Below are 15,749 nucleotides of genomic sequence, written 5' to 3'. Positions count from 1 at the left end.
CGCTGCGTTCGGCCGGAGCAGATAGAAGCATGTTGCGGTTGTTGGGGGTCTGGAAGAAGCCGAAGCCGAGGCCACAGATGATGGTAATGGCGATTAAGGGAGCAAGGCTCGTCTGGAAATCCCAGGCGGCACACAGGACAAGACCAATGGCCAGGCACCCACCACCGGCAGCGCATAGCCATGCGGTTGGGAAGCGCTCGCAAAGTCTGCCTGAGACCGGCGCGGCCAATGCAACCGTCAGAGGCCATGGCGTCATGTATAGCCCCGTCATGAATGCGGGCTTGCCGAGGACATGCTGCAGATAGAAGGGAAGCGCGACATAGCTCACCATCTGTGCAGAAAAGCAGCACATCGATGCGACGACGGAAATGCGGAAGGGCCATTCGCGCAGAAGATCGAGCGGAATGAGCGGCTTCGGGCGCGGAGCTTCACGGCGAACGAGCAGGACGAGGCAGAGAGCAGAAAAGGCAAGGAGGCAAACGCCCACAATCGGCCGCGTCGCCAGCATTTCCGCACCGACGATGAGGGGCGCGAATACCGCCGCGTTGAGAATGACGCTGAGGAGATCGATCTTCCGGCGAGAGCCCGGGGTTTCCGGCAGCGCCCGAAATACAAGGATGATTGCCACCCCGATCGGAATATTAACCGCGAAAAGCCAGGGCCAGCCTGAGACCTGCAGGATTGCTGCGCCGATCGTCGGGCCCGCCGCCGAAGCGAGCGCGACGATCAAGGCATTGAGCGCGATGCCGCGTCCCAGCATCCGCTTGGGGTAGGTAAAGCGCAAAAGTGCCGCGATGAGCGACATGATGGCTGCACCACCCAATCCCTGCAGGAACCGGGCCGCGACGAGGATTTGCAAGGTCGGGGAGATGGTGCAAAGGGCCGAGCCGACGGTGAAAATCACGACGCCGGCCGCAAACACACGACGATAGCCGAGACTTTCGCCCAATGCCGCACACGGCAAGAGTGCCATCACGAGGGCGATCTGATAGCCCGTAACGACCCAGATCGAGGCCGCGGGCGATACGTTCAGGTCGTGCGCCATGGTCGGCAGCGCGACATTGGCGATGGCCGCATCAAGCACTGCCAAAGTTATACCTGCAAGAACCGCTGCGACGGCGATATAGCGGCGTGGAGCTGGCAGACCGTCGATTACCTCCGGCATACGCGGTTGAGATATCGCGGAAAGGGCGCCGTCTGGCCGGGATTGAATGTCCATAGATAGAGTTCCGATAGAAAGTCGCAGGCAGTAGACTGATCGTGCCGAAGGCACCGCCGCCAATTCGGCCGCTGGTGAACCAGTCGCGTGAGAGGAGGAAGAAACGTAGTGGCGCCGGAAAATTCGGCCATCCGAGGGATATCAGATCCTAGCCGAACCCTTTCCGCAACTGAATTCCGATCAATTCTCGCGGCGCTTCCTATCGAGAGTCGGCGAACTCTGTTGGTACAATCTCGATCAGTCCGGAAACTCTCGGCGCTTCCGGCGCGCCTGCATCGAAACGTCTGACTGTATGAACAACAAAACGTTAGCCTTCATTGATCGCAACGCCCTCTGCAGCAACGCTTAGACACAAAGGCGACATAAGCAGGAAAAGCCCTCTTGCTAATGCTTATCCATAGGTATTGCCGATCGGAGAATTTCAAAACGTGCCACAGATAAATTCCCCTTCGAATTTGCGCAGTTCTTTGGACTATCAGGAAGAGTGCAAATTCGCCTTGGAACCCTCCATTTCGAGACTGATCGAAATGGCTGAAATGGCGGGGTGGGATAGAGCGCATATCGTGATGGCTGTGCTCAGGGCGACAATTGAGATAGCCAAAGACAATATTGATCTTTCGCCGTTGACAGGCGCCCAACAGCTCGTCTCCTGACAACGGAGCAGCCTACACAACCGACTTCGGTAGCGATGGGGCCGACCCCTAAGTCAATCCGTGTGCGGGTTCCAGCGGAGAGAACGACCAACAGAGGTCTTCACTTGCGGATGGCTGGCAATCAGCGCCATTTTGCTACCTGCCATCGTCATCAGACCTGGAGGACTTCAATCTAAATCCAAGCGTTGCGGCCCGCTACGGAGATCACGGATGGCTGACGGGATGACCGCTGATTTCAGCGCCCGCGTCTCGATGAAATTTCAGGTTCCAGGCCGTGGCGCAAAGCGAAATTGTCGTCACGACGATGAACGAGATGGAAAAGTCATTCAGCTGTGGTTCCATATTGCCACTTATTGCCATCGAACCGCGGATAGCGAGAGCGCCGATGCAGATTCCCAAAGACAGCATCAGCTGCTGGAAACTGCTATAAAAACTCGTTGCAGAACTCATCCTTTCCGGCGGGATCTCGTCATAGGCAATGGTGTTGTAGGCCATGAATTGAAAGGACATGAAAAACGCACCGAGAACCATGGCCACGAACATCAGCCATGTCGGCCAATCCGGTCTGAAAAGTGCGCATACCGCATAGCCAGCAGTACCCAGCACGCCATTTATCGCGAGGCTCGTGCGGAAGCCGAGATAGCGATAGACGGGCTTGGCGAAAGGCTTCATGACAAGTGCGCCGATCGCGGTGGCGGCAACCATCTGGCCGGCCTCAGCGGCAGAATACCCAAAGCCGATCTGGAACAGCAACGGAAGCAGAAACGGATGGGCGCCCTGGGTAATCCGGGTCAAAGAACCGGCGATGACCGATGTTCCGAAACTTGGAACCTTCATCAACGAGAAATCGAGGATAGGGGCAGGATGGCGACGCGCATGGCGCAGATAGAGCAGCCCGCATAACACGCCGACCGCCACCAGACCGATCGCCATCCATCCCTGCCCTACATGACTGCCGAACTCGAATCCGAACAGCAGTGCTCCAAGAGAAATGCCTGACAGAAAGAACCCGATCCAGTCGAAGGGTATTACCGAGGTGCCCTTGAAGTCCTCGATGAAAATCGACACGGCGATCACTCCAACGACGCCGATGGGCACGTTGATGTAAAAAATCCATCGCCAATCAAGATAGGTGACGATCAGTCCCCCGAGCGGCGGCCCGATAATCGGCCCCGCCAGCGCCGGTATCAACAGCCAGGAAAGTGCGCTCACCATATCCTTGCGTTCGACGCTTCTCATCAGGACGAGGCGGCCGACCGGCATCATCATCGCGCCGCCGACACCCTGCAGCAGGCGAGCGGCGACAAGGGCCGGCAAGGTCGGTGCAACGACACAGCATACCGACCCGACGATGAAGAGGACAATGGCGGCCCGGAAAACGGTGCGAGATCCATAATTGTCAGCGATCCTGCCGCTGGCCGGGATGAAGATCGCCAGGCTGAGAAGATAGGAGGTGAGCGCGACTGACATCGCCGGCGCATCGACCCCGAAGTCACGCGCCATGGTCGGCAAGGCAGTTGCAAGCACCGTCGCGTCAATGTTTTCCATCAACATCGCGCTGGCGATGATCAGCGCGATGACGCGAAAGTTTGGACGTGCACGTTCCGTCGTTAAGGTCGAAGCAGGTTGATCTAACATTATAGGGTCGGTCTCGACGTTCATGAAGCGACCTGATGCCGCCGTCGAATGGTTCGTCGAATGAAACGGCCGGCCGTACTCAACCTCAAACGAATCTTCTCGTTCATGCCCTTACTCTCAAAGTCATCAAATCCCAAGGCACCAAACACTCTTTGCTGGTAACGTTGGCTAACGGTTTCGCCGTTATCGTGTTCATTATCGAGCAAGAACGGCAGAAACTCCCGCATTTCAGATCAAACTTTGCCTGAAGCATCCGGGCATTCACCTGGAATTGATTAATGACCGCGGGTCGGGCGGTTGTGTAGATGCCTGCATTCTGTCGCGGGGGCTTATGGAAGCACCGATCACTGACCTCTAATCCGGACGTCGGGCGACGAGATCGATCTCGATCAAGGCATCGTAAGCAAGGCCGGTCACTCCGACACATGTTCTGGCCGGCAGCCGGTCAGCAGGAAAATAGCTGCGATAGGTGGCGTTCATCGCCTCATAGTCCTCTTTGAACCGTGTCAGATAAATGCGCGCCATCACCACATGTTCGAGGCCGAGCTCAAGGCGGGCGAGAACCGTCTTCAGGTTCGCCATGACATGATGCGTCTGGGCCTCGATCCCGTCCGGCAATAAGCCGGGTGTGCCGGGCGTGTCGGGCATTTGGCCGGTGACGAAGACGAAGCCATCGGTCTCCACCGCGTGGCTGAAGGGCGCGACCGGCTTTGGGCCTCCGGATATCATATGAAACTGCATGTGGTTATTCCTACTCACTCTCGAATATGGCCTTACGGATGATCGCATGGACGCCCCAGTTCCCGTCGACGACCTGGGTAACGCCGAAATCGACGGCAGCCGACATCACCGCGATCGCCTCGTCTTCACCAAGGCCCTGGACCGACATCAGGAAACGCCTCGCCTTGCGGAAAGCGTCCTTCATCGCAAGGTCGAGGGAAGACTTGGCATAAACCTCCCCCTGCCCTTTCGCGCCGAATTCGGCCAGATAGTCGGGATGGCTGAATCCCGTCAGCACCCATTCGCCCGGCGTCTCGATCAAAGGATAGGTCAGGTCGTTGAACCGCGGATCCTTCTTGTGCAGCGTGATCCTCACCCGCCCGGTCATCGAGCATTCGATTGCCGTCCCCGAAAGCTCGCCGTCACCCTGCGCCGCATGCGGATCGCCAATCGACAGCAGGCCGCCATGAACCGATACCGGCAGGAAAATACTCGCCCCCTTGCCGAGCCGCCAATTATCGAGATTGCCGCCGAAATACGCCGGCGGCACGGAATCGATGAGATCCACTTCTCGTGGCGCCAGCGCGATAACGCCGAAATGCGGCCGAAGTGGAATACGGATGTCGCTTCGTGTCGCCCGGCGAATATCGACGCTTGCCGCCTCAACCGGCACGCCGGGATAGTCATAAGTCCGGTGGACGACACCATATGGATCCGTCTGCGGCGCCCATGGATAGGAATAGAGTGCCTGAGCGTATCCTTCCTCCGGAAAGACCTCGTATATCGTGATGTTCTCGCGCGGCTTCGGCTCGCTCAACAATTCACCGTAGTGATACCCCCACCAGGCCGCGACATTGCTGCCGAAATATCGCCCTTCATAGCCCGGCCCACGACACGGCCGCGGCAACATATCCTCGATATGAACCTCAATGACGTCGCCCGGCTCGGCATTGTTCACATAGATCGGGCCGGTGCAGATATGCACGCCGAACCCCTCGCCGGCGCCACGCCCGAAAATCGACGCATCAACCGGCCCCGCGCCACGGCGATCGACAGACTTGCGGTCCTTCGTCCAATGAAACACCTCCTCGGCCGCGGCATCACCGGCAATCATCAGTTCCGGCGCATCGGAGCCGTGCTGGCTGAGCGTCTCGATCTCCACGGTGTCGCCGGAATTGATCTCCAGCACCGGCTCCAACGATCGGCTGAAATACCCCCAGTGAACATTCGAGGCGTCGATCCCGAGCTTGTGGTGGGCGCTGATGGCGCGAGCTGCCGGAGATGCAACCCACTCATCTCGCCTGCGGCCATCATCCAGCCCGTTACGCATGGGCTGCTTCTTCGTGGCAAGAGCCTTCACGGGCCACCCGCGTTGTTCCGGGTTGATGCCGTCAATCTGGCTCTCAAGATGACGATTGCGGAACGCGCCCGGTGGCAAGCCGAAGCGCTCCTTGAACACACGGTTAAAGTTCGCCGCATCGCTGAAACCGCAGCTATAGGCGACATCGGCAACCGGAAGCCTGATTTCCGCCGAAGTCACCAACGCCGTGCGGGCGCGTTGCAGGCGGCGCTCGCGCAGATAATGGGTGAAACTCTCTCCGTTCTGCTCGAACAATTTCTGCAGATAGCGTTCGGAGATCCCCTCCACCCGCGCGACCTTGGCCGATGACAAATCGGGATCATGCAGTCGCTTTTCGATCGCTACCGTGATCCGGTTGAACAGTGCCGCAAGGCTTGGCGTCGAGCGCATCTCGGATGCTTCCGTCTCGACGATCATGGTGACGAAAAGATCTGCGATGAACTGCTCGAACGACTGCCACTCGGCGTCTGAAAAGGCTTCCATTTCCGCCGCAGCGCTTTCTACCGCACGGATAAAAACCGATGCCAGTCCCTTCGAAGGATAGCAGCGAGGGTCGGCAAATGGTGTCCATCCGGCGCCGCGCCGCTGCATGGCTGCATCGGAAAGACCAAAGACAAGGATTCGATTATTGCCCGAGATTCTCATCTCCCACGGCCGGTCCATCTGCACCACGACCAGCGCTCCGCTGTCGACCTTGAGATTGAAACCGTCGCCGGCGACATCGACTTCCGTGTCGAGCGGCACAATGCCCAACAGCATACGGGAACGTTGCGGAATGGATGACAGCGTTTGAGAACTGGCTACGAGGCGGGCGAGAATGCCACTTTGACGGTCGCCGCGCAGGATCGCGCTGGAATATCGCCCCGTCTCGCCGTCGGGACCGATCGAATGAAGATGAAGCTCCGCCAGCACCTCGCGCCACATATCGGCGCGAGTATCGCTGGGATAGGATTCGGCTATGAACTGCCTGACATTCATCCCTTCATCCGAGGTGCGGAACGACGCGTGGAGCGCCTTGATGCCGCTATCTTGCACCTGCGAAGAAGGAAATGCCAGACCCGGTCTCAATAGCATCGGAATACGTTCTTACGGATCGATCCGTGAACGCCCCAATTGGCGTCGACCACCTGCGTCACACCGAAATCAGCCGCGACCGACATCAATGCGATCGCCTCGTCCTCGCTGAGTTTATGCGCGGTCATCAGGAAGCGGCGGAGCTTGCGAAATGCATCGCGCATTGCACGGTCGACGCTGGAATGCTGGGCGATTTCCGTTTGCGCGTTGACACCGAGGCTTTCGAGATAGTTGGCGTAGGTAAAGCCATAGACCGACCACTGCTCCTCGGTTTCCAGCATCGGATGCGACAACCCTTCGAGGATCGTGCCGGCCAGATCCTCCTTTTTGTGCAGGACGAATTCGAAATCCCCGGTCAGCGATGTCTCGATCGCCGTGCCGCCGAGTTCGCTATCGCCCTGTGCCGCATGGGGATCACCGACGGAGAAATAGGCGCCGTCGACGGCGACCGGGTAATACATGCGTGCACCGCGGCCGATCCGCCAGTCATCAATATTGCCGCCTGTATAGGAAGGGGGGATGGAGCTGACGAAATCGGCTTCGGCCGGCGCCAGGCCCATCGTGCCGAAATGCAGGCGTGCAGGAACGCGCACATTTTGCAGGATATTTTCACGCCGTTTGACCAACCGATGATCGACCCGAACACCGGGATAATCGATGGTCGGATGGACGATGCCGTCCGGATCGGTCTGCGGCGTCCAGATGTAATTGTAGACTGCCTTGGCAAAGGGCTCGCCGGCTGTGTCCAGCTCGAAGATTGTTACTACTTCGCGTGGCTTCGGCTCCTCGATCAGGTCGTGATAGTGAAAGCCCCAGTTCGCTGCTGCATTCGAGCCGAAGCAACGACCGGCATAGCAGGCGCTGCAGCTTGGGCGCGGTCGGACATCGAGAACGCGCACCTCCAGGATATCGCCCGGTTCGGCGCCCTCGATGGCGATGGGACCGGTCAAAAGATGAACACCAACCCCCTCGCCTGCTCCGATCTTGAACGGTCCTTCGGTTGGGCCTGAACCACGTCGCGAGATCGTCTTCTGTTCCTTCGTCCAGTGAAAGATCGCTTCCGCTGCCGGATCACCTTCGATCATCCGCTCGTAATCGTCGTTGGCGTGATGGGTGAGCGTTTCGATCGTCGCGCGGTCACCGGACTTCAGCACCAGAGCCGGTTCGACCGCCTTGCTGAAATAGCCCCAATGCACCGTGGAAGGCGAAACTGGCAGTGTGTAGTGTTTCATCTGGTTCTCCGATTGCTAGGCTCGCCGCGGACCGTCATACGGTCTGGCCGGCCTCGTCTTCCATGATCTGAAGGAATTGCGCGGTGCGCGGGTTCTTGGGTCTGACAAGCATTTCGTCTGCAGCCCCCTGTTCGACAATCACACCTTCGGCGAGAAACACCGCCCGGTCGGCCACATCGCGGGCAAAGCCGATCTGGTGGGTGGAAATCACCATTGTCAGCCCGTCCTCGACTGCCAGCCGACGGATCACCTCAAGCACCTCACTGACCAGTTCCGGATCGAGCGCCGAGGTCGGCTCGTCGAGAAGCAGGATGGCGGGATTGGGCGCAAGCGCTCGGGCAATGGCGACACGCTGCTGCTGGCCACCCGACATGTGACGTGGCAGGGCATCTGCCCGATGCGAAAGACCGACGCGGGCGAGAAGTTCATCTGCCCGTCGGCCCGCTTCGCTGACCGAGAGCCCCTGTACCCAACGTAGCGGGCCTGCAATGTTCTCCCTGGCCGTCAGGTGGCCGAACAGATTGAAATTCTGGAATACCATGCCGACACCGACACTGGCTCGCTCATTGGCAATCGCACGCGGAGAAAGCGGCTTTCCGTCCGCTCCGGTGCCGATCCGTCGCCCGAGAACCTCGATCACCCCGCTGTCCCAGGTTTCCAGGTGATTGATGCAGCGCAGAAGCGTGCTCTTTCCGGATCCGCTTGGTCCCAGCAGTGCCACCACCTCGCCGATGCGCACATCGAGGCTTAGTCCGCCCAATACCGTACGACCAGAATAGCTCTTGCGCAGATCGCGGATGTCAACTGCAGCACGACTGGTGGTGAGCGCCGCCCAACGCTTCTCCTTGTCGAGCGGGCGCGATGCTTTCACAGTTGCGGGCGGCAGCGGCACCTCAACAGCAACGACCGGGGGCACAGGATCGGCGGGGAGATCTTCAACAGTCTCCGCCCGGCGCCAGGGTAGAAGCCGCTCCAAACTGCTGCCATTCTTCTGCTTTTCGAGGTCCAGCGTTGCTTCAACGACGAGTTGGATGACGGCAATCGCGCCTGTCAGGACCAGATACATCAACCCGGAGGCGAAGAAGATAGAGAAGAAGTCGAAGGTCGATGATGCCAGCTGGGTACTGCGCAGGGTCAGTTCCTGCACCGATACGACCGAGGCGAGCGAAGAATTCTTCAGCGCGCTGACCGCCTCATTGCCGAGCCCGGGCACCATGGTGCGGAAGGCCTGAGGCACGACGATGCGCAGCATGATCGCAAGTGGCCGCATGCCGAGCGCCTGACCTGCCGCAATCTGTCCACGATCGACGGCAATTACGTTGGCGCGGATGATTTCGGCGATGAACGGCGCCTCGTTCAATGCGAGCGCCAGGCTTGCCGCCTCGATGGCGGTGAGTCGGATGCCGATCATCGGCAAGGCATTGTAGCAGAAGATCATCTGCAGGATCAGCGGCGTGCCGCGAAAGATGATTGCGTAAGCGCGCGCAATGACTGCCAGCATGCGAAAGCGGCTGAGTTGCATGGCGGCAAGCACGATACCCATGACGGCACCGCCGGCGAGCCCATAACAGGTGATCAGCAGCGTATAGACGATGCCGGTCATCAGGTAGGGCTGGCTGAGATAATGAAGGAAGAGATCCATCGGCCTGCTTGGCGTTCGAGGAGCATTGACCGGGCCTGGAAGCGCCCGGTCAGTTGGTGGAAAAAAGCTCAGTCGGCCAGAACGAGCTTAGGCTCTTCCATCTGGGCTTCCGGAAGGTTCCACTTCTTCATCATCTCGACCTGCTGGCCGGACTTTTGGATTTCAGTGAGGGCCGCCATGATCGCTGCGCGGAAGTCATGCTTGCCGAGCGGCACGGCGATGCCGACCGAGTAGGGCAAGGTGACGGCCGTCGCCTTTTCCAGCTTGTCAGGATAGGCCTTGACCGCACCATCGACGGTGTTGACGTCGTTGATATAGGTGTCGGCGCGGCCGGCCAGGATCGCCTGGATGCAGTTGGCATTGTTGTCGTAGAGCTGGATTTCAGGCGCCGCCAGTCCGGCTGCCTTGCATTCCGCCTCCAGTGCCTGGATCAGCGGTACCTCGACATAGCCAGTGTTCTCAGCGGCAACCGTGCCGCAGAGCGACTTGTTGATGCCATCGATCTTCTTCGGATTGCCCTTGGCGACGAGAACGCCGTCATAGACCTTCAGATAAGTGATGAAGTCGCCGGCCTTGGCGCGATCCTTGGTGGCGTAGATATCGGAAATGACGATATCCGCCTGGCCGGCCTGCAGCGTCGTCAAAAGTGCGGCGAAGGTGACAGACTTGTATTCCACCTTGAACCCGAGGCAATCACCGATCGCCTCGCCAAGATCGATGTCGAAGCCGACATATTTGGTCGGATCGTTCGGATCGAGCGCTTCGTAGCCCGGCGTATGCGGATTGATGGCGTTGACCAGCGTCTTGCCCTTCAACGACGGATATTTTGCCTGCAGGTCGGCGCAGGCAGCCGGTGCTGCGGCCTGGGCCTCCGACGATGGCGCGAAGATTACAGCACCCATTGCGGCCGCGAAAAGATGGGCAGCAAAGCCGAGGCCAAGCCATGTCCGGCGAAGGGTCTTAATACTCCCAGTTCCAAATGTTTTCATGTCCCGCTCCATTGGTTAGATGCTGCTTTTTTCACGCAGCAGACAGGATGGAGCTTAGGGGCAATCGGGCCGAGTACCATTGTCGGCGGGCGCACATATTCTTGTCGTTCCGCGCAGTAAAATTTCTTCGCTAGATCATATGCTTAAGGCTTGCGCAACCGGTGCAGGAAAAATGAGCAAATCGATCATCGAAGCGGCATCGTTGAGGCGCGCCGTCAGACAGAAGTAAAATCGACTACCGTCATAACTCATCTTGAGTTCGATCTGATGTGCCGCAGGGTTCTCCATAGCCATCGGCTTTCGAGCACATGCTGTCAAAGTAAGAAACCGCCGTTACGCGCGAGTTCACCGCAAAGGTTGCATAGACTCGAATATTCCCCCTGAACTTTAATTAGTCATTGTTGATTTTCCCGTAAAACAGGAGCACCAATCACATAAGGAGGAGTGGCCTTTGGGAGTGCCGCGTATCATCGAAAGATTATCGCTTCGGAAAACTGCACTGCGCGCGCAAGTGGCCTATGGCTGCCTTACTCTTCTTGGCTTGTCACTGGCGCTTGCCGCAGCGCTCTTGATCACGATAGCAAGCCATTATCTGCATGCGAAGCGCAGCCATCAAGCGCTTAGGCTCTATCGTGAAGTCCTGATCGCAGCCAACGTCATATCAGCCGAGCGTGGCCCCACGAACACGATGCTTGGAGGGGATTTTGCCCCAAGTTCGGAAGTAGCACAGCGCCTGATAAAGTTCCGAGCCAATAGCAATGAAAGTCTGCAGCGCATCACCCAGCTTGACCCGGAGAAGGGGAAGAATGAACTGTTGCGAACCAAGACCGAGCTTGCGGAGGCGAGGCTGAAGGTCGACAGACTTCTTGCTCGACCTTTCGCGGACCGAGACCTGGGAATGATCCGCGAAGCGATCAGCGGAATGCTCAATGCCGTCGATGCCATTCGCCCGCTTATCAATGCGACCGCACTGGAAACGAATGGCAGTGGCGAGAGCTTGGCGGATCAGGCGCTGATCGGCCAGAATCTCTTCGAAATCCGAGATTTTGCCGGCCGCCTCGGTTCGATCCTGACGCCCTATATCGCCAAACGCGCAGCCATTACCGCCGACGATCAAAAGAGACTGCAACAGACCTTCGGCCGAATTCGTCAGCTGTGGGAATTAACGAGACCACATCTGGAACGATATCCGTCGCTTTCCAAGTCCATTGCCGATGTCGAAGTCATCTTTTTCGGCGATGGGATGGATATCGTCGACCGCCTGGAAAGGGAGGCGGCAACCGGAAACTTCTCGTTCACGACAGCGACGATGACCGATGCCATTGTGCCGACTTTCGCACCGCTCGAGCAAATTCGCCTCTCTTACCTCAATCTGATGCTGGAAAAGGCAGATCGTGAGCTGCATTCGGCCTCGCTTTGGTTCTTCTGGGTCGCTGTCCTCACAGTACTCATCGTGCTCATCGACGTCGTGCTCTTGGTTGGCACGCAAAGAATGATATTCGAGCCTCTGCTGAAAGCGCGTGACCATATTGTTCTGCTGGCGGAGGATCGAGAACTCGATACCGATCTGCCCCCCGAAAAAGGTAGGGCCGAGATCGAGGAAGTATTCACGGCGCTCAACGTCCTGCGAGCAAAGCTCCTGGAGCGACAGCAACTGACCGCGCAGCTTATGTTTCAAGCGACGACGGACGGTCTGACCGGGCTGCTGAACCGCCGCAGCTTCGATCAGAGGTTTTCCCCCTCTCGCGATGGAGTTGTTGCTAAGCCAGATGTCGGCCTGATTATCGTGGACATAGACCGGTTCAAAAGCATCAATGATACCTACGGCCATGCCACTGGTGACACCGTACTGAAGTCGGTTGCCCAGCTTCTTTCCCGCAATGTGCGCTCAGGCGATATCGTCGCGCGGTTCGGAGGAGAGGAGTTCGCAATATTGATCGAAAACGCAAATATCGAAGTGCTGAGACGCGTCGCCGAATCTCTTCGCGAAGCGATAGCCGATACAGGGATAACCATCAGCCCCGATCAGACATTGAATGTGACTGCCAGCTTTGGAGTCGCGAAAAGCAGGCCGGGCAGAAGCTCCGACGACCTGTTTCGTGCCGCCGACAAGGCTCTGTATGCAGCCAAGTCCGCTGGCCGCAATTGCGTCTGCCTTGAAGCACCGATCTCCATAGAAAAGGACGCAAAAGCTGAGAGGCCGCATCAATCGAACGGATCATAAAACCGCGACCGGCGCTGCGTTTGCCGATCAATCGGTTCGCATCCGCGATACGGACTCCAGCCATTGCCGCAAACTGAACCTCACGGCAATGACGCTTGATGGGAAAGCAAATACGCGCTTGGCGAAAGGGCATGCCGACGAAATCGGCCGCCCTTTCGGCACAACATGTCACCGCTATCCTTAGTATTGAACGGACAGGGAATCGATCGGAGCTGCCTTCGGCGGAGCGAACTTGGTGAGGTCGATTCCTTCGACCGCTGCCTTGTACTCTTCCGCGCTCGGCGTCCTTCCAAGAATCGCCGACAGGACCACTACCGGCGTCGAGGCGAGAAGCGATTCTCCCTTCTTTTCAGCGGTGTCTTCTACGACGCGCCCCTGGAATAGACGAGTCGAGGTGGCCAGTACGGTATCGCCCTTCTCCGCCTTTTCCTGGTTGCCCATGCAGAGATTGCAGCCCGGCCGCTCGAGGTACAGGATGTTCTCGTATTCGGTGCGATTGGTGGTCTTCGGCTTCAGGTCATCGAACTCGAAGCCCGAATACTTCTGGAGGATTTCCCAATCCCCTTCGGCCTTCAATTCGTCGATGATGTTGTAGGTCGGAGCCGCGACGACGAGCGGCGCCTTGAATTCCACCTTGCCCGTATCCTTTTCCAGGTTCTTGAGCATCTGTGCGACGATCTTCATATCGCCCTTATGCACCATGCACGAACCGACAAAGCCGAGATCGACCTTCTTGGTGCCGCCATAATAGGAAACGGGGCGGATCGTGTCGTGGGTATAGCGCCTGGAGACATCGGCATTGTTGACATCGGGATCGGCGATCATCGGCTCGTCGATAATGTCGAGATCAACTACCACCTCGGCGAAATATTTCGCATTCTCATCCGGAGAGAGCGCAGGCTTTTCACCCGAACGGATTTCGGCGATGCGCTGGTCAGCCTTGTCGATCAGGCCCTTCAGTGTAGCCGCGGCATTGTCCATGCCCTTGTCGATCATGATCTGGATGCGCGACTTGGCGATTTCGAGCGACTCGATCAGCGTCTCGTCCTCGGTGATACAGATCGAGGCCTTGGCCTTCATTTCAGCCGTCCAGTCGGTGAAGGTGAAGGCCTGGTCGGCCAGCAGCGTACCGATATGCACTTCGATGATACGGCCCTGGAAGACGTTGTCGCCACACTGCTTGAGCATCTGCGCCTGCGTTGCATGGACAACGTCGCGGAAGTCCATGTACGGATGCATCGTGCCCTTGAAGGTCACCTTGACCGACTGCGGGATCGGCATGGTCGCCTCGCCGGTTGCCAGTGCCAATGCCACCGTGCCGGAGTCGGCACCGAAGGCCACGCCCTTGGACATGCGCGTGTGGCTGTCGCCGCCGATGATGATCGCCCAATCATCCACGGTGATGTCGTTGAGCACCTTATGGATGACGTCCGTCATCGAATGGTACACGCCTTTCGGGTCACGCGCGGTGATGACGCCGAAATTGTTCATGAAGGACATCAGCTTCGGAATATTCGCCTGGGCCTTCTTGTCCCAGACGGATGCCGTATGGCAGCCCGACTGATAGGCGCCGTCAACCAGCGGCGAGATGACGGTTGCCGCCATCGCCTCGAGCTCCTGCGCTGTCATCAGGCCGGTCGTATCCTGCGAGCCGACGATGTTGACCTTCACGCGAACGTCCGAACCTGCATGCAGGATCTTGCCCGGCGTAACGCCCACCGCGTTGCGGTTGAAGATCTTTTCGACGGCAGTGAGGCCCTGACCTTCGATGGCAATTTCCTTGTTCGGCGCAAATACCGGCGTCGGCTCGACGCCGAGCGCCTGGGCGGCGAAGGTCTGGAGCTTCTTGCCGAAAACGATGGCGTAGGAGCTGCCCGCCTTCATGAACTCCATCTTCTGCGGCGTGAAGGAGGAGGCGATATCCACCAGTTCCTCGCCATTCTCGTCACGCAGCTTCTTGGTCTTGGCGTCGATCTTCAGAACAGTTCCGGTCTCGACCGAGAACTTCTGGTCGAGGATCGGATTGCCTTCGTTGTTCAGGATCGGCTTGCCGTCTTCGCCGGTCTTCTTCACCCAGTTCTTCAGGTTAAGGCCGATACCGCCGGTCACGTCCACGGTTGTGGCGAAAATCGGCGAGATGCCGTTGGTGCCTGCAACGATCGGTGCCACGTTGACGAAGGGGACGTAGGGGCTTGCCTGCTTGCCCGTCCAAAGCGCCACGTTGTTGACGCCGGACATGCGCGACGAACCCACGCCCATCGTGCCCTTTTCAGCGATCATCATCACCCGCTTGTCGGGATGCTGCTTCTGTAGCGCGACGATCTCCGCCTGCGCTTCCGGCGTGATCATGCACTGGCCGTGCAACTGACGGTCCGACCGCGAATGCGCCTGATTGCCGGGAGACAGAAGGTCCGTCGAGATATCGCCTTCGGCGGCGATGAAGGTGACGATCTTGATCTCGTCCTCGACATCGGGAAGCTTGGTGAAGAACTCGGCCTTGGCATAGCTCTCCAGCACGCCCTTCGCGACGGCGTTGCCTGCCTTGTAGGCATCGCGCAAGCGGAACATGTCGGCATCGTAAAGGAAGACCTGGGTCTTCAGGACCTCTCCTGCCTGCGCGGCAATTGCCGGCGCATCGCCAAGGGCGATGTCGAGAAGAACCTTCACCGACGGTCCGCCCTTCATATGGGAAAGAAGTTCGAGAGCGAATTTGGGAGTGATCTCGGGGACGATGGTCTCGCCGAGAATGATTTTCTTGAGGAATGCCGCCTTCACGCCCGCTGCGCTGGTCGTACCCGGCAACGTATTGTAGATGAAGAAATGCAGGGCATCTTTCCGATGCTCGCTGCCCGCATCCTCGATCAGCTTGATGATCTCGGCGACAAGCGCGCCGTCATCGATCGGCTTCGGCGCGAGCCCTTGAGTTTCTCTGCTTTTGATCTCAGCCAGGTAGTCCAAGTAAAGGTTCATCGCAGTCCCAACGTGATGGCATTTTGAG

Annotated in this window: 10 protein-coding genes (1 of these 10 cut by a window edge); 1 reads left to right on the top strand and 9 read right to left on the bottom strand. The window is 58.3% G+C overall.

The window, feature by feature from the left end; all coding sequences use genetic code 11:
• The 8 genes from NCHU2750_RS21920 to NCHU2750_RS30655 form a co-directional block, all read right to left on the bottom strand.
• Positions 1-1,219: the 5' portion of an MFS transporter gene (locus tag NCHU2750_RS21920; protein WP_245480471.1), read on the bottom strand. 173 nt of this gene lie to the left of the window's left edge; only the first 1,219 of its 1,392 coding nucleotides appear in the window; its start codon is at positions 1,217-1,219; its stop codon lies off the left edge, out of view.
• A gap of 857 nt (positions 1,220-2,076) precedes the next feature.
• Positions 2,077-3,510 (bottom strand): MDR family MFS transporter, encoded by a 1,434-nt coding sequence (locus NCHU2750_RS21910; RefSeq protein ID WP_119944316.1) that lies wholly within the window; start codon positions 3,508-3,510, stop codon positions 2,077-2,079.
• 354 nt (positions 3,511-3,864) lie between these two features.
• The gene (locus NCHU2750_RS21900; RefSeq protein WP_119943893.1) at positions 3,865-4,251 is read right to left on the bottom strand and encodes a RidA family protein; all 387 of its coding nucleotides are present in this window, start codon (positions 4,249-4,251) and stop codon (positions 3,865-3,867) included.
• 10 nt (positions 4,252-4,261) lie between these two features.
• A complete protein-coding gene (locus tag NCHU2750_RS21895; RefSeq protein WP_119943892.1) occupies positions 4,262-6,568 on the bottom strand; it encodes an acetamidase/formamidase family protein in 2,307 nt (768 codons plus the stop codon).
• Positions 6,569-6,654: 86 nt separating this feature from the next.
• Complete coding sequence (locus tag NCHU2750_RS21890; protein ID WP_119943891.1) at positions 6,655-7,896, bottom strand: acetamidase/formamidase family protein; 1,242 nt, start codon at positions 7,894-7,896, stop codon at positions 6,655-6,657.
• Between the two features lie 34 nt (positions 7,897-7,930).
• Positions 7,931-9,538 (bottom strand): amino acid ABC transporter permease/ATP-binding protein, encoded by a 1,608-nt coding sequence (locus NCHU2750_RS21885; RefSeq protein ID WP_119943890.1) that lies wholly within the window; start codon positions 9,536-9,538, stop codon positions 7,931-7,933.
• A gap of 68 nt (positions 9,539-9,606) precedes the next feature.
• Positions 9,607-10,440, bottom strand: a complete 834-nt coding sequence (locus NCHU2750_RS21880) for an ABC transporter substrate-binding protein (RefSeq protein ID WP_245480488.1) — start codon at positions 10,438-10,440, stop codon at positions 9,607-9,609.
• Between the two features lie 222 nt (positions 10,441-10,662).
• Positions 10,663-10,821 (bottom strand): hypothetical protein, encoded by a 159-nt coding sequence (locus tag NCHU2750_RS30655; RefSeq protein WP_162939749.1) that lies wholly within the window; start codon positions 10,819-10,821, stop codon positions 10,663-10,665.
• A gap of 163 nt (positions 10,822-10,984) precedes the next feature.
• On the opposite strand from NCHU2750_RS30655, the gene NCHU2750_RS21875 reads away from it, so the two are divergent.
• Entirely contained in the window at positions 10,985-12,751 is a 1,767-nt protein-coding gene (locus NCHU2750_RS21875) for a GGDEF domain-containing protein (RefSeq protein WP_162939748.1), read from the top strand.
• A 180-nt stretch (positions 12,752-12,931) separates the two neighbouring features.
• On the opposite strand, the gene NCHU2750_RS21870 is transcribed toward NCHU2750_RS21875, so the two are convergent.
• On the bottom strand, positions 12,932-15,721 hold the full coding sequence (locus tag NCHU2750_RS21870) for a bifunctional aconitate hydratase 2/2-methylisocitrate dehydratase (RefSeq protein ID WP_119943888.1): 2,790 nt from the start codon (positions 15,719-15,721) through the stop codon (positions 12,932-12,934).
• Between the last annotated feature and the right edge of the window lie 28 nt (positions 15,722-15,749).

This window comes from Neorhizobium sp. NCHU2750 (assembly GCF_003597675.1).
Lineage (GTDB): Bacteria > Pseudomonadota > Alphaproteobacteria > Rhizobiales > Rhizobiaceae > Neorhizobium.
This window is presented reverse-complemented; position numbering and strand designations above follow the sequence as displayed.